Annotated in this window: 17 protein-coding genes and 7 pseudogenes; 7 read left to right on the forward strand and 17 right to left on the reverse strand. The window is 62.4% G+C overall.

Annotation, left to right across the window (positions count from 1 at the left end):
• Positions 1 to 193: 193 nt before the first annotated feature.
• The 12 genes and pseudogenes from E4Q23_RS19100 to E4Q23_RS19145 form a co-directional block, all read right to left on the reverse strand.
• Positions 194 to 781: pseudogene (locus E4Q23_RS19100) on the reverse strand (4Fe-4S binding protein); the annotation flags it as partial.
• A gap of 185 nt (positions 782 to 966) precedes the next feature.
• Positions 967 to 3,249 carry a nitric-oxide reductase large subunit gene (locus E4Q23_RS19105; RefSeq protein ID WP_169068117.1) on the reverse strand — a complete coding sequence of 761 codons (2,283 nt, stop codon included), beginning with the start codon at positions 3,247 to 3,249 and terminating at the stop codon, positions 967 to 969.
• A gap of 170 nt (positions 3,250 to 3,419) precedes the next feature.
• Entirely contained in the window at positions 3,420 to 3,869 is a 450-nt protein-coding gene (locus E4Q23_RS19110; protein ID WP_169068118.1) for an Rrf2 family transcriptional regulator, read from the reverse strand.
• 282 nt (positions 3,870 to 4,151) lie between these two features.
• Positions 4,152 to 4,541, reverse strand: coding sequence for an AraC family ligand binding domain-containing protein (locus tag E4Q23_RS19115; RefSeq protein WP_248595589.1), 390 nt, complete (start codon positions 4,539 to 4,541; stop codon positions 4,152 to 4,154).
• A 185-nt stretch (positions 4,542 to 4,726) separates the two neighbouring features.
• The gene (locus E4Q23_RS24960) at positions 4,727 to 4,897 is read right to left on the reverse strand and encodes a hypothetical protein (protein WP_336511739.1); all 171 of its coding nucleotides are present in this window, start codon (positions 4,895 to 4,897) and stop codon (positions 4,727 to 4,729) included.
• Positions 4,898 to 5,005: 108 nt separating this feature from the next.
• Positions 5,006 to 5,245 (reverse strand): annotated as a pseudogene (locus E4Q23_RS24965) (NAD-binding protein); the annotation flags it as partial.
• A 202-nt stretch (positions 5,246 to 5,447) separates the two neighbouring features.
• Positions 5,448 to 6,518: pseudogene (locus E4Q23_RS24970) on the reverse strand (cation:proton antiporter); the annotation flags it as partial.
• A gap of 13 nt (positions 6,519 to 6,531) precedes the next feature.
• A pseudogene (locus E4Q23_RS24185) lies at positions 6,532 to 6,623 on the reverse strand (type II toxin-antitoxin system mRNA interferase toxin, RelE/StbE family); the annotation flags it as partial.
• Between the two features lie 64 nt (positions 6,624 to 6,687).
• Positions 6,688 to 7,272 carry a hemerythrin domain-containing protein gene (locus E4Q23_RS19130; RefSeq protein WP_169068119.1) on the reverse strand — a complete coding sequence of 195 codons (585 nt, stop codon included), beginning with the start codon at positions 7,270 to 7,272 and terminating at the stop codon, positions 6,688 to 6,690.
• 113 nt (positions 7,273 to 7,385) lie between these two features.
• Positions 7,386 to 7,787, reverse strand: coding sequence for a GNAT family N-acetyltransferase (locus E4Q23_RS24190; protein ID WP_336511738.1), 402 nt, complete (start codon positions 7,785 to 7,787; stop codon positions 7,386 to 7,388).
• A 54-nt stretch (positions 7,788 to 7,841) separates the two neighbouring features.
• Positions 7,842 to 9,575, reverse strand: a pseudogene (ptsP, locus tag E4Q23_RS24195) (phosphoenolpyruvate--protein phosphotransferase); the annotation flags it as partial.
• Positions 9,526 to 10,678 (reverse strand): annotated as a pseudogene (locus tag E4Q23_RS19145) (trans-sulfuration enzyme family protein). The pseudogenes ptsP and E4Q23_RS19145, both read right to left, overlap by 50 nt.
• A gap of 153 nt (positions 10,679 to 10,831) precedes the next feature.
• On the opposite strand from E4Q23_RS19145, the gene E4Q23_RS19150 reads away from it, so the two are divergent.
• The 3 genes from E4Q23_RS19150 to E4Q23_RS19160 are packed head-to-tail and all read left to right on the forward strand — an operon-like array spanning position 10,832 to position 12,294.
• Positions 10,832 to 11,251 carry a MarR family winged helix-turn-helix transcriptional regulator gene (locus tag E4Q23_RS19150; protein ID WP_169068122.1) on the forward strand — a complete coding sequence of 140 codons (420 nt, stop codon included), beginning with the start codon at positions 10,832 to 10,834 and terminating at the stop codon, positions 11,249 to 11,251.
• A gap of 51 nt (positions 11,252 to 11,302) precedes the next feature.
• Positions 11,303 to 11,749 carry a PAS domain-containing protein gene (locus E4Q23_RS19155; RefSeq protein ID WP_169068123.1) on the forward strand — a complete coding sequence of 149 codons (447 nt, stop codon included), beginning with the start codon at positions 11,303 to 11,305 and terminating at the stop codon, positions 11,747 to 11,749.
• Entirely contained in the window at positions 11,746 to 12,294 is a 549-nt protein-coding gene (locus tag E4Q23_RS19160; protein WP_291997773.1) for a hemerythrin domain-containing protein, read from the forward strand. Before E4Q23_RS19155 ends, E4Q23_RS19160 begins: the two co-directional genes overlap by 4 nt.
• Before the next feature lie 100 nt (positions 12,295 to 12,394).
• Here E4Q23_RS19160 and E4Q23_RS19165 read toward each other — a convergent pair whose 3' ends face one another.
• From E4Q23_RS19165 to E4Q23_RS19180, 4 genes are read right to left on the reverse strand one after another with little or no spacing between them, the layout of a single operon-like run.
• Positions 12,395 to 13,099 (reverse strand): ABC transporter ATP-binding protein, encoded by a 705-nt coding sequence (locus E4Q23_RS19165; RefSeq protein WP_169068124.1) that lies wholly within the window; start codon positions 13,097 to 13,099, stop codon positions 12,395 to 12,397.
• Positions 13,100 to 14,293, reverse strand: coding sequence for an ABC transporter permease (locus E4Q23_RS19170; protein WP_169068125.1), 1,194 nt, complete (start codon positions 14,291 to 14,293; stop codon positions 13,100 to 13,102).
• On the reverse strand, positions 14,290 to 15,501 hold the full coding sequence (locus E4Q23_RS19175; RefSeq protein WP_169068126.1) for an efflux RND transporter periplasmic adaptor subunit: 1,212 nt from the start codon (positions 15,499 to 15,501) through the stop codon (positions 14,290 to 14,292). The genes E4Q23_RS19170 and E4Q23_RS19175 overlap by 4 nt, the downstream gene beginning before the upstream one ends.
• Positions 15,498 to 16,133 (reverse strand): TetR/AcrR family transcriptional regulator, encoded by a 636-nt coding sequence (locus E4Q23_RS19180; protein ID WP_169068127.1) that lies wholly within the window; start codon positions 16,131 to 16,133, stop codon positions 15,498 to 15,500. Before E4Q23_RS19180 ends, E4Q23_RS19175 begins: the two co-directional genes overlap by 4 nt.
• Positions 16,134 to 16,230: 97 nt before the next feature.
• Here E4Q23_RS19180 and E4Q23_RS19185 point away from each other — a divergent pair, with 97 nt between their 5' ends.
• From E4Q23_RS19185 to E4Q23_RS19195, 3 genes are all read left to right on the forward strand, one after another.
• Entirely contained in the window at positions 16,231 to 16,560 is a 330-nt protein-coding gene (locus E4Q23_RS19185; RefSeq protein ID WP_291997590.1) for a hypothetical protein, read from the forward strand.
• A gap of 10 nt (positions 16,561 to 16,570) precedes the next feature.
• Positions 16,571 to 17,044, forward strand: coding sequence for a hypothetical protein (locus E4Q23_RS19190; RefSeq protein WP_169068128.1), 474 nt, complete (start codon positions 16,571 to 16,573; stop codon positions 17,042 to 17,044).
• Between the two features lie 221 nt (positions 17,045 to 17,265).
• Entirely contained in the window at positions 17,266 to 18,426 is a 1,161-nt protein-coding gene (locus tag E4Q23_RS19195; RefSeq protein WP_169068129.1) for a cytochrome P450, read from the forward strand.
• A gap of 48 nt (positions 18,427 to 18,474) precedes the next feature.
• On the opposite strand, the gene E4Q23_RS19200 is transcribed toward E4Q23_RS19195, so the two are convergent.
• The gene (locus E4Q23_RS19200) at positions 18,475 to 19,062 is read right to left on the reverse strand and encodes a PIN domain-containing protein (RefSeq protein ID WP_169068130.1); all 588 of its coding nucleotides are present in this window, start codon (positions 19,060 to 19,062) and stop codon (positions 18,475 to 18,477) included.
• Positions 19,063 to 19,307: 245 nt separating this feature from the next.
• On the opposite strand from E4Q23_RS19200, the pseudogene E4Q23_RS19205 reads away from it, so the two are divergent.
• Positions 19,308 to 19,429: pseudogene (locus tag E4Q23_RS19205) on the forward strand (IS110 family transposase); the annotation flags it as partial.

Here is a 19,429-nt window from a genome sequence, read left to right on the forward strand (position 1 = left end):
ACCCGATCGCAGGCAATGCGGAAGGTGTATTTCTGCTTACGGTTCGAGCGCCGTCTCCTGGTCGAGCCGTTCCAGGCGCGGAATGACCTGTCCCTCGCCTTCAAGGTCAAGCGAGGGAAGAAACAGGCTAGCCGGGTTTTCCGTCTAGCCGTGCCCGTGACAGTAGCGGCCAGTAGCGAATCGCGTAGAGTGATTGCGCGTACGGGCAAATGTACTTGCACATGTGCTCGCGCATGAAACCGGCGTTGCCATAGGTGGCAGCGCCGTAGAAGAGAACCCAGAATAGCTCCCACGGGCCAAGCGACAGCTCGACGATGCCGTGGGTCAAGTCGCCAATAGGCGTGAAATAGCCGACGAAAGTCAGGCCAGTCCAAAGGGCAAGCGCGATCCAGAGGGTGTGCTTTGCAGTCTTGACGGCCAACTTGTGCACCGACCAAGGTGCAGCGTCGAGCTTCATGCGTTTCGGTCGCTCACCTTCTGCGAGTTTTTCCAACCACAGAAACATCTCGGTGTAGACCGTTTGCGGACAGGTATAGCCGCACCACAAGCGCCCGGCGACGGCGGTGAACAGGAACAGTGCCAGCGCCGAGAGGGCGAGGAGGATCGCCAGATAGATCGCGTCCTGCGGCCAGAGGACGAGATCGAACAGGTAGAAGCGCCGCGTATCGAGGTCGAACAGAACCGCTTGCCGGCCATTCCAGGGCAACCAGCAGAGGCCATAGAAGACGAGTTGGGTCAACCAGATGAAGGCCCAGCGCCAACGTTGAAAGTAACCGTTGATCGAGCGTGGATAGACTTGGCGTCCGGGTCGACGATGGGCTTTATCGCGATGACGCGCTTTCTCGGGCTGGCCGTGGCGTTTGGCATGGTCTGGTGGTCGCGCTCCGTGCGGATTGACATACGGCAGATGGAAGTGCGGGGCAAGGGCCACCGGCCCTTGCCCCGGAACTCTCGCCTGATCCAGTCCTACATCGTCTTGCCGGCAAACGCGTTGGCACTGGCGACGGCTGCCGGATTACGTTGCACAATCAGTAAGCGCCCAGCGAAGATGGCCAGGAACAGCGTACCAAGAGCAAAAACGATGTCTCCCGGGACGCGCAACCAGACGAAGGTTTCCATCCACGACGAATGCACGAAAGCCGGCGAACGTGCAAACCATACACCCTCGCTGATGCTAGCCCACGCCTGGTAGACACCGGCCGGAACGAGCGACATGAAGACCATCATCGCCAGACCGATATTGAGCGACCAGAAAGTCAGAGCGAGCAACTTGTCGGACCACGCCCCGTGGTTCGCAAGACCACGCAGACAGAACAGCAGCAGGCCGATGCCGAGCATTCCATAGACGCCAAACAGAGCCGCATGACCGTGCGCTGCGGTCATGTTCATTCCCTGCATGTAGTAAAGGGCGATCGGCGTATTGAGCGTGAAGCCGAGGAGGCCGGCGCCGACGACGTTCCAGAAGCCAACGGCGATGAAGCACAGAATCGGCCACTTGTACGCCCGCACCCAGGGTGCTGCTTGCGAACGCTGATAGTTGCGCCATGCTTCGACGCCGATCATGGCCAGTGGTACCACTTCCAGTGCCGAGAACATGGCGCCGATGGCGATAACCGAAGTCGGCGTGCCGGTGAAGTAGAGATGGTGCAGTGTGCCGAGAATGCCGCCGAACAGGAAGACAATGGTTTCCAGGATGATCGCGCTGTTGGCGGTCGCCGCGCGGATCAGGCCGAGACGGGTGAAAAGCAGGGCAATGACGGCCGTGGCGAAGACCTCGAAGAAGCCCTCGACCCACAGATGCACCAGCCACCAGCGCCAGTATTCGACCATCGCGTAGTGTGTTTTCTGGCCCCAGGCCAGCGAAGTCGCGTAAAAGCCACCGATGCACAGCGCAGCAAGGAAGACCATGGCGATCAGCCCGCGGCTTTCGGAGGGTGTGCGCAGCGCCGGCATCAGGGCGCGGCCGAGCAGCGTTACCCAGATCAGCAGACCAGCGAACAACAGGATCTGCCAGACACGGCCCATGCTGGTGTACTCGAGCCCCTGGTTGCCGATCCAGAAACTGTAGTCGTTACCGATATTCTGCAAGGTGCCCAGCCAACCGGTGACCGTCGAGCCGGCGACGATGATCAGTAAGGCATAGAACAGAACATTGACACCCAGGCGCTGGTATTTCGGTTCGCTGCCGGAAATCGCCGGTGCGATGTAGAGGCCTGTGGCCAGCCAGGCGGTGGCGATCCACAGCACGGCGAACTGCGTGTGGATGGTTCGACTGACGGTAAAGGGCAGGATCTCGCCGAGCGGGATACCGAAGAAGCTCGTTCCCTCGACCGCATAGTGTGCGGTGATGACGCCCATGCCGACTTGCGCCAGGATCAACGCGATGACCACATAGAAATACTTGCGGGTGGCCAGCATCGATGGCGTTGCCTTGAAGTTGAAGAGCGGGTCAGCCTTTGGCGGGGTTGGGTCACCTGCTTCGTGGCTGGTCGAGTGGAAGAAGATCATCGCCGCGATCGCCCCGAGCATGAGAATGACGCTGGCGATCGACCAGACGCCGGTACCGGTCGTCGGCGTATTGCCGACCAGCGGCTCGTGTGGCCAATTGCTGGTGTAGCTCAAGTTGCTTTCGCCCGGGCGGTCGGTCACAGCCGACCAGGCGCTCCAGAAGAAGAAAGCCGTCAGGTCCTGCCGATCGGTTGCGTCGCGCAGAATATTGGCCGGCATCGCGTACTGCTCGCGCAATGCATCGAGCGCCGGTTCGCCACCAAAGAGGTCGGCGTAGTGCTTTGCCACCTGCGCGACTGCGGCAGCTCGATCAGCACTCAGGCTGATCGAGCCGCTGCCAGCGTCGTAGGTATTGCGGCGGAGCTCGGTCTTCAACAGTGCATCGAGCTGTGCTTGCTGACGGGGCTGAAGGTGCTCGTAGGCGGCGCCGAAATCACGCTGTGCCCAGATCGCCCGCAGCGCAACCGCTTCGCGGTGCAGCCAGTCGGCTGACCAGTCCGGCGCGAGATAGCTGCCGTGCCCCCAGACCGAGCCCAGTTGCTGGCCGCCGGCCGAGAGCCAGGATTGCTGGCCTTGCTGCACCTGCCCTTCGGAAAAGAGAACCTGGCCGTCACTGCTGACCACCTGCGTCGGAATGGGCGGCGCGTGCACGAAAATCTCGCGGCCAACCCAGCCCAGCGCGGCGAAGGAAAGCACGCAGATCAGCGCTAGCCAGATCCACAGCTTGCGTGTGTTATGCATGATAAAGCTCCTTTACGGTATCGGTAAAACCAATGGAAGGGAACGAAACGGCGACAAGCTTCTTTAAGTGGCATTCTAAATACCTCTTATAAAAGATGCAAACAAAATGCTTCTTATGTGACGGCAGAACCGAATGAAGTTGGCGACGATTGTCGCCAAATGCGGAGGAGCTACTTGGGAATGGCTAGCACAGGGCGCAGGACGTGAAGGATCACCCGTTCGCTCTTGCCGAGCAGATCGGCAAGCGTAACGCCATCCAGCACCTTGAGGAACGCAGCGAGGGCCTCTGAAAGCGCAAGCTTCAGCTGGCAATCGGGATCCAGAATGCAGGTAGAGTTCTTGCCGAAGCACTCGACCAGGTCCATGCCCGACTCCATATGGCGCAGAACATCGCCGACAACGATGGTCGTGGCTGGACAGGCAAGCCGCAAACCGCCCCCCTTGCCGCGCAAGCCATCAACATAGCCGCCACGGATCAAACGACTGACGACTTTCATCAAGTGGTTGCGCGACACGGCAAAGCGGTCCGCGATTTCCTGGATGGTCACCCAGCGGTCCTCGTTGGTCCCGAGGTAGATCAGTACGCGCAGTGCATAGTCAGTGTGCTGGGTGATGTGCATGGCAGGTTCTCGCTTCGCCCATTGGCATCGCCATCTCTGGCGGTGAGGCCCTGCCCCGCGGCGACGGCAAGGGACAGGATGCGCACTCTACCGGAGAGCGCCCACTGGTGTAAGCCCGGCTGTGCACGCCGATTGCATCTTGAGCTTCCGTGCAAGAACAATGATGAACCAGTGTGGATGACTCGTAACAGTGGCTGGCAGGCCTTCGCCCGTGTCAGTACGAACTCACGCCGATGGTCAACACCCGCCGAAGCTGTTACCCACGCATCCATGCCACAGCAGTTACTTGCGATGCAACATCAGGGTAATGAGAAGGATGGTCCCCTGTTTGCTATGCAGGGCATGCGGCGCCGCATCGTTCAGATAGATAAGGTCGCCCGGCCGCAGCGTCTGGGTTTTATCGTGACAACTGAAATCCACTTCGCCTCCCAGGCATTGCACCGTCATGGCACCGGCAGCGCTGTGCTCCTGCATGTGGGTGCCGGCACCCAGGACCAGGCGGAAGATCTCGATATGATCATCGCGCACCAGCGTGACTGAAGTATTGCTACTGAACTCGGCGGCGGCATCTTGGATGTTCACCAGATCGCCCGACTTGGCGTGTGATAGTGCCATGACCATTCTCTCCTGACGAAGCGACAGTCTCGCGGCAGTGCCGGGGACTGTCAGCATGTGAGCCGCTCATAGCGGCAGGTCGCGGGCGCCAACACGGCCCCACGTTCGTGGCGCAAGCTGCGGAGGTGCTTTTCCGCCCGCTCGGATGAATCAGGTGAGTGGGTCACAGGTACCTCCTACGAAGAATGTCGCTCGGCGGCCCGGGCTGCCCATCGCACAGCCTTCACAACCCTGTCGGCGGTTCAGAAGTCTGCGCTGCCGCGGCGCACTCTGCTACTGCGCTGTCTTCTCTCTCCAGTCTCCTCGGTATCGGGGCCGGAGCCACGCGCAGAGGGTTCGCGCACCAGCGCGTAGTCGGTACCACGCACGCCCTGCAACAGACCCTCGGTGCTTTCGGCCGCGACGCCGAGCATCTGCAGCGCCTCAGCCCCGAGACGAAGACTGCTCTCCACCACCTCGGGAAACACCCGAGTAGCGCCGGCTTCTTCCAGTTTCGCGGTAGCCTCCAGGTCGTGTGCCCGGGCAATGATCGGCAGTTGCGGATACTGGTGGCGCAGGTGTGCCAAGGCCGCGATCGCTGTTGGCATGTGATCGACGGTGATTATCGCCAGCGCCGCGTGCTCGACCGGTGCCGCGGCGAGCAGTTCCGGATCGGCCAGGTCGCCATAGTGAACCGGCAGGTGATCGGCCCGACCCTGGGCAACCCGCGCAGGGTCTTTGTCGAACACCAGGATCGGTACACCACTGGCACGCAGAATCATGGCGACGGTGTGCCCTACCCGACCGTACGCCGGCAATGATGACCGTACCACCCTCCGCGTCCCCCGCCGCGAGGACAGGTGCGCCGGTCGGCCCGACGCTTGGCTTCGTCAGGCGCCGCACCAGGGCATCGCCCGCACGCACCATCAGCGGCGTGAACATCATACTGATCGATATCACCGCCACCGACACCACGAAAGTACGGTCGTCGATCACGCCCAGTCCACGCGCCGCACCGAACAGCACGAATCCGAACTCCCCCGACTGCCCGAGCAGCACGGCCATGCGGATGGCCGATTCGACAGTGAATCGGAACGCCAGCGCCAGAGCAAACATTACGGCCAGTTTTATCAACAGGATGATGGCCACTTGCTGGATAAAAACCCAGGGTTCAGCGGCGAGGACCTCCAGTTCGATGGACATGCCGACGGCGACGAAGAAGACGCTCATCAGGATGCCCTTGTACGGCTCGATGTAGGCCTTTACCTGGTAGGCATAGCGTGATCCGGATAACAGCATGCCCATGACGAAGCCGCCCAGTGCCATCGACAGGCCAACCTCATTGGTCGCCCAGGCAGCGACGAACACTGCCAGCAGCACGACCAGAATGAACCCCTCGCGGTTGCGCTGCCGAGACAGTTGCTCGAGGACCCTGGGCACCACGTAGTGACCGAAGCCGAACAGCAGAGTCAGAGTGCCGATCACCAGGCCGATTTGCTTCCAAAGCGGCACCTCGATCGACAGAACCCCGGTCTGGGAGAGGATTGGCACAACTGCCAACAGGGGTACGATGGCCAGGTCCTGCATCAACAGCACCGCAAACGACGCCTGTCCGTGGGTGCTGGCCAGTTCCCCCCGTTCGTTGAGCAACTGGATGACGAAGGCGGTCGACGACAGGGCCATGGTGAGGCCAGCGAGCAGCGCCGTTTCCCAGCGATCGAGGTAGAAAAGCATGTAGCCCGCGACCAACAGGCCCGAGAGCAAAATCTGCAGCGACCCCAGGCCAAACACCTCGCGGCGTAATGCCCACAGCCGCGCGGGACGCATCTCGAGCCCGATCGCGAACAGCAGCAGCACGACGCCCAGCTCGGTGAAATGCCGCACCTCATCGACATGCGTCGTAACAGAGGGGCCGGGAGAATGCGGGCCAACCACGATCCCCGCCACGAGCAATCCGAGCACCGATCCCAGCCCAAGATGCTTGAACAGCGCCACGCCGACCGCTGCTGCGCTCAGCAGAAGTATCGCGGAGAAAAGAAAGCTTTCGAGTTCCATTGAGCCAGACCTTTCACAATCCGGGTTCGCTGTGCGAACCGAGACGGACGAGTTGCAGCACGCTGTCGTCCGGTTTTCTGTAGATCAAGCCAGGTCCGGCTTGACGTCGTAAGCGGAAGCTCACCAAGAACCGCGAAGCGAGGGCGATGCTCCGCGATATTCCTCACCATCACCGCCCTACTTCCGGATCGTCGAAGCAATCACAATCGGCTTCTGTGGCGATCACTCGGCGCAGGTCGACGAAGCGCTTCTCGGTCAGCGACACAAAGAGCGGATCTGCCGGCTCAGGTGTCAATAAAGCGGCAATCGCATGCCAATCCGCGTCGCCAAGACGCTGTTCAGCCACGGGAAAAACGGCGAGCTCTTCGACCGCCATGTTGTGGCGAAGGCGTTCAGCGTATAGCCGGGCGCTGACCACAGCGGCGTGCCACGAAGTGGTTTCCTCGCGCGCAGCCGACTCGAGGTCACGCATCAAGTCCGTGCCCTGCCTGGCCAGTACACAATGCTGCCTTTCGATCTCGTCAGCGATGTCGGCAGACAGCGCATTTTGCGCGAGGAGACTGGCGACAATCCGGTCTTCGACCGGGTGATGACGGACATCTGGAAAGCAGGTCAGGTAAGCGAAGACGTCAACCAGCAGCGTGATTTCGTCGAGTTTCGGATCCGTCATATCAACAGGAAGGCGATCCAGTAGTCCGACCAGTTTCCCCAGGTTTCGATGCTCCACGAGCAGTTTCGAAATGATCTCGTTCACACAATCCTCCGTTCTTTGTGGGCCGCCATTTTCGGGAAAAACAGCCTTGGTAAATGCTGCCGCAACGACTCCATGGAGCCGGCGTCAAAACACCCCCGACCGAAGCAAGTGCGTCAGTTCAGGTCTACTTCCCGGCGATCGACCAGGTCGGCGCATTCCGGGTGGCACTCAATGAAGCTGGCTACATAGGAACAGCGCGGGACGATCTTCCAGTGCCGTTGCCGCGCCTCATCCAGCGCGACACGAACCAGATCCGCGGCGATTCCCTGGCCGCGAAGCGCGTCCGGTACGAAGGTGTGCTCCAGAATGACGCGCTCGCCTTCGACGCGGTAGCTCAGAAACGCCGAGGCGCTTTCCCCTGCCTGCGCCTCGAAGCGCTGACGAGCAAGGTTGTGTGTCACCGCGAGCGACGTGCCGACGAGACTTGTTGGGCTGTTGAACTCGGGCGAAGCAACCGGGCGACGCCGGTTCCAGTCGTCCTGCACCTGCGCCCGGATGGCGCCCGTCGAGTGCACCGACAGAACCTGCTCGGCGAGCTTTTCAGCCTGTTTTAGGTCGGTCGCGCGAATGGCGTGCTTGATGTCCAGCAACCGTCCTGGACTGACACTGAAACTTCGAAATCCGAGGCCGATCAAGAGGTTGGTGTAGGTGGGGTCACTGGCAATTTCCCCGCACAAAGAGATTGGTGTTCCTTTGCTCCTGGCCACCGTCACCAGCTTGGCGAGCACCTGGATGACCGCCGGATGCAAGGGGTCATAGGTGGACACCATCTCGCCACGTATCCGGTCCGCAGCCAGCAGAAACTGGACGAGGTCGTTGCTGCCGACACTGAAGAAGTCGACCTCGTCGGCCAGGTGCTCGATGAGAATCACCGCTGAAGGCGTCTCGATCATCGCCCCGACCGGGATCAGTGGATCGAACGACTGGCCGGCTGCGGTGAGTTCCTCCTTCGCATGGTCGATCGCCGCTTTCGCCGCGCGCAAGTCGTCGATGCCGTCGATCATCGGCAGAAGAATGGCGACCGGATGCGTCGCGCTCAGCCGAAGGATGGCCCGCAGTTGCGTGTGCAGCAGCTTGGGATGCGCGAGCAGCAGCCTGATGCCCCGAAAGCCCATGGCCGGATTGGCTTCGCGGGGCAGCGGAAAGTAGCTGAGCGGTTTGTCACTGCCGACATCGAGAACGCGGATCACCGTTTGCGCCGGTTGCAGGTGCTCCGCCGTGGCGCGGTAGAACTGGTACTACTCGTCTTCCGAGGGGAAATGATCCTGGACCAGGAAGACGAACTCGGTGCGATACAGTCCGACCCCATCAGCCTTGACGTTCGCCGCCGCCAGCGCGTCGGCAGTCTGCCCGATGTTGGCACAGAGCTTGATTTCGACGCCATCGCGAGTGACCGTCGGCAGGCCGATCAAGCTCTTCAGGACGCCCTGGTGAACTTGCAGGTTGCTGTCCAGTTGATCGTACTTACGCAGGATTTCGGCCTGCGGATTGATGAAGGCGCGTCCGGCCAGAGCATCGACGATCACCAGATCGCCCGCACGAATTTTCCCGGTCGCCTCCGGCACCTGGACGAGCGTGGGGATACCGAGCGAGCGGGCAAGGATGGTGGCGTGCGCTGTAAGGCCACCTTTTTCGACAATCAAGCCACGCACGCCCTGGCCTTCCAGGCGAGCAACGACGGAGGCGAGAATTTCGCTGGTGACGATCACGCATCCCTCGTGAACAGCAGGAACATCCGGCAGCCCGTCTTCCGCCAGGTGATCGAGGAGGCGTCTGCCGACGTCGTACAGATCGGCGGCACGCTCGCGGAAGTAGGGATCTTCGAGGTGGCCGAACAATTCCATCAACTGCTTGATCGCTTCTTCGACCGCAGCCTCCACATTCATCCGCTTTTCGAGGCAAAGCGCACACACCGCATCGCGCAATTGCACGTCGCGCAGGAGGAGGATTTGCGCTTCAAAAATCTCCGCCTCGTCCTTCCCCAAAGTCCGCCGGACGTTCTCCTGAACTTCCAGCAGTTTCCCCTCGGCAGCGACCACCGCGGCATCGAAACGCTCGACCTCAGCGTGCACCTCCGCCTCGCTCACCTGCCGGAGCGGAACGGCTGTCTGCGTTCGGGCGCAATCGCACAGCAGAGCGCGTCCGCGGGCAAGACCTGCAGACGCCACCTCGCCGACGATCATCAATGGGGCGGACTGCGTGTTGTGAGTGCTGCTCATAAGCAAGATTCCCTCGTGGTGGCCAGGACGACGATCATTCCACGGCGAGTGCTTCGGAAAAGTCTTCGAGCAGGTCCTCCGCATCCTCAATGCCTGCAGAGACGCGCAATAGACCGTCGCTGATGCCGGCACGCTGTCGCTCGGCGGGGGTCATCGTGCGATGCGTACTGCGGCTGGGAACTCAAATCAGGCTCTCCACGCCGCCGAGACTCAAGGCCGGCATGACGATACGCAGCCGGCTCAGCAAGCCATCCAGCCGTTCCGGCTGACACAGCTCGAACGACAGCATGCCGCCAAAGCCACGCATTTGACGCGCCGCGATGGCGTGGTCGGGATGTTCGGGCAGGCCGGGATAATTGACCTTGGACACCGCCGGATGCGAGGCAAGAAAGCGCGCCAGGGTCGCGGCATTCTCATTGTGCCGTTGCACGCGCAGGGCCAGCGTCTTCAGACCACGTTCCAGCTGAGAACAGGCGTGCGCATCAAGCATGCCGCCGAAGTTGACCGCACTCTCGGTGACGCGGCTAACAATTTCAGCGGAGGCAACGACCACGCCCGCGTTCACGTCGCTGTGGCCGTTGAGGTATTTCGTAGCGCTGTGGATGACCGCATCGATGCCCAGCGGAATCGGGTTCTGGTTGATCGGCGTGGCGAAAGTGTTGTCGATGACCGTCAAGACGCCGTGGCGTTTGCCAAGCGCAGCCAGTGCGGCCAGATCGATGCAATGAAGCAGCGGATTCGACGGCGATTCGACGTAGATCAAGCGTGTTTCCGGTCGCAAGGCGGCGGCGAACTCCGCCACGTTCGCCCCCCCAGGAAAGCTGCACGCCGAGCCGCGGCAGTTCGCTGCTGATCAGCCGCATGCTGCCGCCGTAGAGATCGTTCTGGAAAATTGCGTGCTCGCCAGGTTTGAGATGAGCGAGCAGCAAAGTGGAAATGGCCGCCATGCCCGAGCCGAAGACAAGCGCCGCCTCGCCCTTCTCTAGCGCTGCCAGCTTGCGGTTGATGACCTGCTGGTTGGGCGTGTTGAAGTAACGCGGATAGATGTTCTGCTTGGCCGGATTCGGGAACGCGTAGGCCGTGGAAGTGAAGATGGGGCTGCACGCGCCACCGGTGGCCTGATCCAGATGCGTGCCGGCGTGAATGCAGAGCGTCGAGAGGCCGTGTGTATGTGGGTCAGTAGTCATCGGGTTCGGTTGAGTCGCCTTTGCCTGGGGATGCCGCGGGATGACGCCTGCCAGGAGAAGCTCGCGAAACACCGCGGCCAGACACCTTGCCCTTGCGTCCAGCTAACTATATCATGCCGTGATACAAATCATGGCTAAGCGCCCGCAAGAAAAATGCCCGACGACCATATTTCAAAGGCCGATTTCGAAACACTTGCCAACTTCCGCTACCAGCTGCGTCGTTATCTGCGCTTCAGCGAAGAGCTGACGCACCGGAACGGAATCACGCCCTTGCAGTATCTGTTGATGCTCCAGATCAAAGGCTTTCCCGGGCGGCAATCGGCGAACGTGGGCGAACTCGCTGAACGCCTGCAGGCGAAGCATCATGGGGTCGTGTCGCTGATTTCACGGTGCGAGGCGGCCGGACTGGTACAGCGTAGCGTCAGCAGCAGCGACCGGCGGCAGGTGGATGTGCAACTGACCGAAAAAGGCAACGAATGCGTTGAGCAACTGGCAGGCCTTCATCGCCGCGAACTCCTCTCCTTGCAGGGAACATTCACGGTCCCCGACCTAACGACGCTCGGCCGCGAATAGCAACGATGGCGAGCGCTTGTCTCATTCGACCAAGTGAAAAGGAGTGCCAGGATGCAGGCAACTGCCGCGTGTGAGGACACAGATTCCGATCTCTATCGGGCGCTAGTGGATCAGGCCCCGGATGTGATCATTTTCGCCGATCGCAATGGCGCGATCCGCGTCTGGAATCGCGGCGCTGAAACCGTCTTCGGCCATTCCGCGGCCGAAGTCCTCGGCGAGAGCATGGACGTGATCATTCCGGAGCGACTCCGAAAAGCGCATTGGGACGGCTTTCACAAAGCCGTTAGCAGCGGCCAGACGAAGTACCGGAACCAGGTACTCACGACCCGCTCGATGCACAAGGATGGGCGCAAGCTTTACGTGGAGCTCAGCTTCGGCCTGGTGAGAGACGGCAGCGGCACGATCGTCGGTTCGCTGGCCATCGGCCGCGATTGTACCGCCCGCCACCTCAAGGCCGTCGCGCAGTCTTCGGCGAGTTGCGCGAAGCAAGCCGAGTGACTACCCGCATTCCGGGCTTTGCCGCACCGACCGTCGGCACCGAGGCGCCTCTGGAGATGCTTTCCGCCTGCCACGGCAGGATTGAAACGCAATGCGCGACCTTGCGACGCCTGGTTCCCTACCTGCTTGCCCACGGCGTCGACGAAGAAGCGCGTACAGCTGCGACCAGGGTAATGCACTACTTCGACACCGCCGCCATGCACCATCATGCCGATGAGGAAGACGACCTCTTCCCGGCCTTGATCGAATCGATGGCCGGTTCTGATGCCATCTGCCTGCGCGAAATGATCGACGGCTTGAAAGCCGATCACCGCGCACTCGAAGCGAGTTGGCGACACCTGCGCGACCTCCTCGAAGGTTTGGCGGCGGGAGAGTGCGTGCCACTCGTCGCCGACGATGTCGAAGCGCTGGCCGTTCGCTATGCGCGCCACATCGAGCGCGAGGAAAAGGAACTCTTGCCGATGGCTGCGCGCTTGTTGAGCGATGATGATCTGGCTCGCATCGGACGGACGATGCGCGAGCGCCGGGGAATCGACAAGGCTTAGGCGAGGTTTAGGCGAGGTTTAGGCAATCAGCTCGGGCACACGAGCGCGATTCACGGCTGCCGACAAGCGCCGGACGTTTCCTTTGCTCAGCCGCCGCGGATCAAGCCGCCCGCCCCTCGCCTGCTTCCTCATAGGTGCGCCCGTCACGGATGTGATAAATCCGCCGGAAAGTCGGGATGATCTTCTCGTCGTGGGTGACGACGATGATCGCTGTTGCGAAGCGCCGTGCCATCTCGTTCAGGATCCGGACGACAGCCAAGGCGCGCTCGCTGTCCAGCGGCGCCGTCGGCTCGTCGGCGAGGATGATCGGCGGCTGGTTGACCAGCGCGCGAGCGATCGCCACCCGCTGCTGCTCGCCGCCGGAGAGTTGCGCCACCGGTGCCCGGGCGCGATGCCCGACATCGAGCGCCGTCAACATCGCCCGCGCCCGCTCGCGCGCGCTGGCGTTGGCCACACCGGCCAGCATCGGCAGCAGCGCCACGTTGTCGGTAACGTCGAGGAAAGGAATGAGATAGGGCGCCTGAAAAACGAAGCCGATGCGATCGCGACGCAAGGCGCGCAGATCGGCCACCTGCCAGCCGTTGTCGTAGATCGCCTCGCTGGCCAGCGCCATACGCCCGGCGCTGGGCTCGATCACCGCGCCCAGGCACTTGAGCAGCGTACTCTTGCCCGAGCCACTGGGGCCGATCAGCCCGACGACCTCGCCCGGCTGGACGATCATGTCCACGCCCTTCAGCGCGTCAACCGCGGCATCGCCGACGCCGTAGCGCTTGGTCAGGCCGCTGATTTCGATCGCCGCGGGCATCTATCCCCCGATCGCCGTCGCCGGATCGACGCGTAGCGCGGCGCGGATGGCGACGACGCTCGCCAGCGCGCAAATCGCCAGCACCAGCAGCGCACCGCGCACGGCATCCCCGGGGAGCAGCAGGACGTACTTGGGGAAGATCGGTGCCCACAGCGTGGCTGCCGTCTTGCCAACAAGGAAGCCGATCGCCCCCAGGCCGAGCGCCTGCTGCAGGATCATCGTGGCGATCGTCCGGTTACGCGCCCCGATCAGCTTGAGCACGGCGATCTCGCGCACCTTGTTCAAAGTCATCGTGTAGATGATGAAGGCGACGATGGCCGCGCTGACAATCGCCAGGATGACCAGGAACATGAAGATCTGCTTCGCCGACGTGGCGATCAACTTGGCGACGAGGATCTCATCCATCTCGGCACGCGTATAGGCTTCGAGGTGCTTCCAGCGCCTGATCTCGCTGGCGACGAGCGCTTCGTCGGCGTGCGGCGCGAGCCGCAGCATGACCACATTCACCGTCCGGCTGCTGGCCTGGCTGACTTGTACGGCCTCCAGCAGTCCCGGCACTGCGGGGCGATTGAACGCCGGATTGGCCGCCGTGCGTGCACGTTCATTGACCAGGGCGTCGTTGTCCTTGAGAAACTGTACTTCCTGCGCATCGCGCAGCGGCACGAAGACCATCGGGTCGCCGCCCGACGACACCATGCGGCGGGTCAAGCCGACCACCGTGTACTCGTGCCGCCGGATACGGATGCGCTGCCCGAGGCGAAAGCCGGTCTTGATATCGGCAATCGCCTCGTAGTGCGAGCGCGTGATCGGACGCCCGGCGACGAGGTAGCCGGGCTCGCCGGGGTGCCCGGGCTGGAAGCCGACAAGCATCACCCGTACATCCTTGCCCTGGTCTTCGATCTGCATCGTCAGATAGGTGACGTTGCCGGCCTCGACCACGCCCTTGACGCCGAGCAGCGCGCGATAGGCGTCGTCGCGAACATTCGAGGGTTCGGCGTAGGGGCCGAGCGTATCGCGTTGCACGACCCACAGGTCGGCACCGCCGTTGCTCAGCAGCACGCGGCCATCGTCAACCAGTCCGCGATAGATTCCCGCCATCGACAAGGTCACCCCGATCAGCAAGCCGAGCCCGATGCCGGTGAACAGGAACTTGCCCCAGCCATTGAGGATGTCGCGGCCGGCCAGATTGATCATCGTCCTGAACTTACGCTAGCAACGCTTTCTGCGCTGGCGACGATGGCGGCGACGACCTTGACTTTCGCGTCGGGCCGCAATGCCTGCTCGCTGTGCACGACCACTTCGTCGCCGCTGGCCAGGCCTTCCAGGATCTGACTGCGACCATCCAGGGTGGTGATGCCCACCTCTACCGGGTGGAAGACAACGTGCCCGTCCCGGATCTGCCAGACGCCGTCCTGCTGATCGATGCGTTTTACCGCCGCTGCGGGCAGCCACTGCGCGTCGACCAGTTCGACGGTGGCAATCGTCACCTCGACCAGGTCACCGATCGAGAGCGTATCGGGACGCGCCGTGAAGCCGACATTGACGATCCGCTCCTCGGTCACCGCGTCACTCTGCCAATCGACGCGCTGGACTTCGCCCCGGTAGACACGCCCGGCCTCCGCGCGCAGAACGATCTCGGCGGCCTGCCCGACGCGCACGCCACCCGCCTGCCCCTGGTCTATGCGCGCCTTGATCCACAGGCTGGCCGGATCGATGAGCTGCAGCACGGCCTGTCCCGCAACGACCGTCGATCCCGGTTCGACCAGCCGCGCGCTGACCACGCCATCGGCGGGACTCGTCAGGCGCGCCTGCGCACGCAGCTTGCCGACACCGGCGACATCGGCCAGCGCGCGTTGGTGATCGCGCCGCGCCGCCGCCAGCTGGGAGCTACTGGCGTCGACCGCCGCCGTCGCGGCATTGGCTTCCTGTCGCTTGGCGTCGGTCGCCTCCTGGCTGACGAAACCGCGCGCGTGCAGTTCGGCGGAACGACGCGCACTGGCAAGGGCAAGCTGCGCGCGGCTCTGCGCTTCGGAGAGCTGGGCTTGCGCAGTGCGCACCGCGCTCGCTGCACGTTGTGCGGCGAGTCGGCCGCTGGCGACACGATCGTCGAGGTCGACCGGATCGAGTTCGGCGAGCAGTTGACCAGCCTTGACCACATCGCCCTGCTCAACCAGCACGCGCGCCACGCGGCTGGCCATCGTCGGCCCCAACGCGTAGCTGCGGCGCGCCTCGACCGTTCCGATACCAAAGGTACTGGCTACCAGCGGCCCCTGCTCCACCCTGGCCAGCGTCACTTTGGTCGGCGCCAGCGGTCCCTGGCTGGTCGCCAGCCAGCCGAGCAGAAGAACGACTGCCACGACGAGCGCGCCGAGTACCCCCTTGCGCGGCACGCGCACGTTCATCGTTCGTCCCGCCCGCGATAGCCGTCGAGCAGCAAGGGAAACATCTGCCGCGCACGCGCCATCATTCCCGCCTCGCTGCCGGCAATGGCCGACTCGATCACCAGGCCCTGGATGGCACCAATGAACAGCACCGGTGCCAGGCCGGGATCGAGATCGGCGGGAAGCTCGCCGGCGCTCCTGGCCGCGGCGAACAAGGACGCCAGGCGCTCCCGGTAGCCCGAGATCATCGTTCGGACCTCGGCGCGGACTGGCGAATCGTCAGGATATTGCAGTTCGTGAAATAGCGCGCGGGGAACGCCGGGGTTGGCCGCAATGAAGGCCACGTGCGCGAAAAATGCGGCCTCTATTTTTGCCAGCGGCGACTTTGGCTTCGCTATCGCCGTCGCCAGCACCGTAGCCAGCGATTCACGTACCCAGGCAAAGACCGCCATCCAGATCGCTGCCTTGTCCGGAAAGTGGCGGAAGATCGCGCCCTGGGTGACGCCGATGCGATCGGCGATGGCCTGCGCCGTGATCGCCTCCGGACCGCGCTCGCGGGCCAGAACCAAGACCGCAGCGACGATCCCGCGCTGCCGTTCATCGCTGTTCAGACGCTGACGGGGTGTCGTCTGGAGTGTGGTTGGAGTATCCATAGCGGGCGTGTACTTGAAGTCTTGTTAGTAACTACTTACTATCGTATTCAAGCCGTGTCCGTTTGGCAAGCGCTTAAGTCCCGAGGAGAACGCGACCGTGAAGTTTCCCGACCTTTTTCAATCTGCCCCGCGGATTACCGTTCGTGATCCGCTGGCCCGATTCCTCGGAGCCGCCGAGGAAGGCGTCATCGAGTACGGCTACGGCGACGCAGTCAAGCTCGCCGGGCATTCGTGCCCGACCCTCGTCTCCGCCCGGCTGGAGCGCGTGCCGGGCGATCGCCGCATCGCTTCGCTGTTGCCGCTCTGCATCGCTCGGACCGCCAGCGATGCCCAGGCAGCCTTGTTCCAGTCACTTTGGCAAGACCGGGTCCGCATGCTCCTCGTCGAGCATGCGGACGACCCGGAAATCATCGTCGTCCAACACTGAGGAAAATCCCATGACTATCCAACGCCCCCTGCTCACCGCCGCCCTCATCGCTACCTTTGGCATCGGCGTCCCCGCGTTTGCGGTCGACTCACACCAGCACGCCGCCGGCGAGCCGACCAAGCTGATGCTCGACCACGGCAAGCAATGGGCAAGCGACGAACCACTGCGCAGGAACATGAGCGAAATCCGGGCGGCACTTGCCGCGAAAGCGACGGCTATCCACAAGGGGACGCTGACGCCAGAGGACTACAAGGCACTCGCTACCCTGGTTGAAGCGCACGTCGCCAACATCGTCAGCGAGTGCAAGCTCGAACCCGCTGCGGACGAAAACCTGCACCTCATCGTCGCCGAACTCAGCGCCGGTGCCGACGCCATGCAGGGCAAGTCGAAGGCCACACCTGCGGCTGGCGTAGTGCAGATGGTCGGCGCCGTGAATCAGTACGGCCGCTATTTCAAGCACCCGGGCTGGAAACCAATGGACTGAGTTGAGCCTTGGGCGGAAGCAGACCGCTGCGCTACGAAGCTTGTGTCGCCCAGTGCGGACGGGCGCAATGCCGCCTGTTTAGCCGAGCCACGAGCAGCATGCGCTGAGCTTTGGCCAGTACAAAAAAGGGTATTCTGTGCGTCGACTGGCGAATCACTTGCTAAGTAGAAGCCAGGAACGGCCTACCTTCGGCACCGGTTCCGTGAAATGAGGAGGAGCGCATGACGGTCAACGCAATGCAGCAACAGGATTGGGACCCAAGGTCGGAAGCGGTCCAGCGCGACCAGCGTGCCGCCTACGACGAGATGCGCGAGCGCTGTCCGATCGCGTATAGCGACTTTCTCGGGTGGTCCTTGTTTCGGCACGAGGATATCCTGCGCGTGCTGAATGACCCCGCTACCTTCAGTAATGCCGTGTCCAGGCATCTCTCCGTTCCGGACGGGATGGATCCTCCCGAACACACCACGTTCCGTCGGATGATCATGCCGTATTTTGGGCCGGAACGAGTGGCGGCGTTCGAGCCGCAATGTCGTGAGATCGCCGCGACGCTCGTTCAAGCGCTGCAGGCGCGTGACGAGGTGGAGTTCATCGGCGATTTTGCCAATGGGTTCGCCATCCGGAGCCAGTGTGCCTCTCTCGGTTGGCCGCTCGATCTGTGCGAACCGCTGCGCTTGTGGACAGCGAAGAACCGCCAGGCAACTTTTGCCGAGGACCGGGTGGCCATGGCCGAGATCGCCCGTGAATTCGAGGGCTACGTCCACGACTTGCTGCAGATTCGCCGCGCGGCCGGTGACCAAGCCAGCAACGACATCACCAGCTCGCTGCTGCGACAACAGGTCCAGGGTCGACCATTGCGCGACGAAGAGACGGTCAGCGTGCTGCGCAACTGGACCGTCGGCGAGATCGGCACGATTTCGGCGGCGTTGGGGATCCTGGCGTACCACCTCTCGGAACACGCGGATCTGCAGCAACAGTTGCGCACGCAGCCCTCCTTATTGCCCGCCGCTAGCGAGGAGATTCTGCGGATTCACGGACCGTTGGTGGCCAATCGGCGCATCACCACCCGTGCGGTTGAAATCGGTGGCCGAAAGATCGCTGCCGGCGAACGCATCTCGCTGATCTGGATCTCCGCCAACCGCGACGGTCGCGTTTTCGAGGATCCGGAGACTTATCGGCCGCACCGTGAGCAGACCGCAAACATGCTGTATGGCGCGGGAATACACGTTTGTCCTGGCGCTCCCCTGGCCCGGATGGAGATGCGCGTGGCTCTGGAAGAGTTGCTCGCGCACACAGCCGTGATCAACCCGATCCCCGAGAGGCCGCCGACCACTGCGGTATACCCCGGCAGTGGCTTCGCCACCCTTCCCCTACGGATCCGATAAATACCGCCAACAAGGAGTTGGGGGTGACGGATTTTCGACGGTTCCGGCTTAGAACCCGGAGATGGCGCCTGCTATGGCCGTGTGATACGCGACGGTTACCACTCTGCAAGAAGCGCTCAGTCGCGCCACGGGTCGAATAGCGGAACTCGCGCCGTTGGCATAGTCGCCGGTGTCTCGTGTGACCACCGTCAGGCCATGATGCAGCCCCATTGCAGCAATGATGAGGTCTGGCTGCGAAAACGTATGGCCGAACTTGCGGCACTCTTCGACCAGGAGCCGCCACGTAAACATGATGTCTTCGCTGACGGGAAGAGTTCGCTCCTCGAACATGGACCGAACCTTGTGGGTCAGCCATCCGTTCAGTTCGGCGCGGCGGTTGGCGTCGGTAACGAGTTCGATGCCGAAGCGGATTTCGCTCAGAGTGACGGTGCTGACGAACAGGAGATCCAGCGGTTGTCCTGCGACGAATGCCACCACTTGCGGCGCGGGCCGCGGACGCCGCAGTTCGGCGCCAACCCCACCCAAGCTTAAACACACCGCCCTTTGGCTATTGATAACGTATTTTATCAGCCACTTAATTTCCGCCGTAACATCCTGCCGGCATCGCTTGAGCTGAGGGGTGGAGCTAACGGTCATTGCAGTTGCGGCCGCCCCGGATCATGAAAGAAAATTCGAGTTGGGAAGCGATGGGTAGAGGTCGCGCAAAGCTTTGGCGGCTCGACCCCGAACTTTAACGTGACCCGCTGAACCGACTCGTACCCCGGATTGCTGCCATCGAGCGCACACATTAAAAGGGCCGTTGGCGACCTGTCGCCTTCAGGCAACTTCGGTTCTGGCACCCACCGCCTCCCGCTTTCAAGTTTATTGCGAAAGGAGACGGTATGGAACTGGTTCCGATCCACAAGCGGGTCATTGGACTCGACATTCATCAAGCCCAGATCACGGCGTGCGCGATCATCGAGGAATCGGGCGGCGAGACACGCATCGAACAACGGCAATTTGG

It is taken from the genome of Candidatus Accumulibacter phosphatis, assembly GCF_012939955.1.
Taxonomy (GTDB): Bacteria; Pseudomonadota; Gammaproteobacteria; order Burkholderiales; family Rhodocyclaceae; genus Accumulibacter; species Accumulibacter delftensis.

Bases quoted from the DNA above. Each gene is read 5' to 3' on its own strand.
- E4Q23_RS19175 (WP_169068126.1), bottom strand. From the start codon at position 15,501: ATGAACGTGCGCGTGCCGCGCAAGGGGGTACTCGGCGCGCTCGTCGTG.
- E4Q23_RS19105 (WP_169068117.1), bottom strand. From the start codon at position 3,249: ATGCATAACACACGCAAGCTGTGGATCTGGCTAGCGCTGATCTGCGTG.
- E4Q23_RS24960 (WP_336511739.1), bottom strand. From the start codon at position 4,897: ATGCTCGGCGTCGCGGCCGAAAGCACCGAGGGTCTGTTGCAGGGCGTG.
- E4Q23_RS19195 (WP_169068129.1), top strand. From the start codon at position 17,266: ATGACGGTCAACGCAATGCAGCAACAGGATTGGGACCCAAGGTCGGAA.
- E4Q23_RS19200 (WP_169068130.1), bottom strand. From the start codon at position 19,062: ATGACCGTTAGCTCCACCCCTCAGCTCAAGCGATGCCGGCAGGATGTT.
- E4Q23_RS19155 (WP_169068123.1), top strand. From the start codon at position 11,303: ATGCAGGCAACTGCCGCGTGTGAGGACACAGATTCCGATCTCTATCGG.
- E4Q23_RS19165 (WP_169068124.1), bottom strand. From the start codon at position 13,099: ATGCCCGCGGCGATCGAAATCAGCGGCCTGACCAAGCGCTACGGCGTC.
- E4Q23_RS19180 (WP_169068127.1), bottom strand. From the start codon at position 16,133: ATGGATACTCCAACCACACTCCAGACGACACCCCGTCAGCGTCTGAAC.
- E4Q23_RS19170 (WP_169068125.1), bottom strand. From the start codon at position 14,293: ATGATCAATCTGGCCGGCCGCGACATCCTCAATGGCTGGGGCAAGTTC.
- E4Q23_RS19110 (WP_169068118.1), bottom strand. From the start codon at position 3,869: ATGCACATCACCCAGCACACTGACTATGCACTGCGCGTACTGATCTAC.
- E4Q23_RS19115 (WP_248595589.1), bottom strand. From the start codon at position 4,541: ATGCTGACAGTCCCCGGCACTGCCGCGAGACTGTCGCTTCGTCAGGAG.
- E4Q23_RS19150 (WP_169068122.1), top strand. From the start codon at position 10,832: ATGCCCGACGACCATATTTCAAAGGCCGATTTCGAAACACTTGCCAAC.
- E4Q23_RS19190 (WP_169068128.1), top strand. From the start codon at position 16,571: ATGACTATCCAACGCCCCCTGCTCACCGCCGCCCTCATCGCTACCTTT.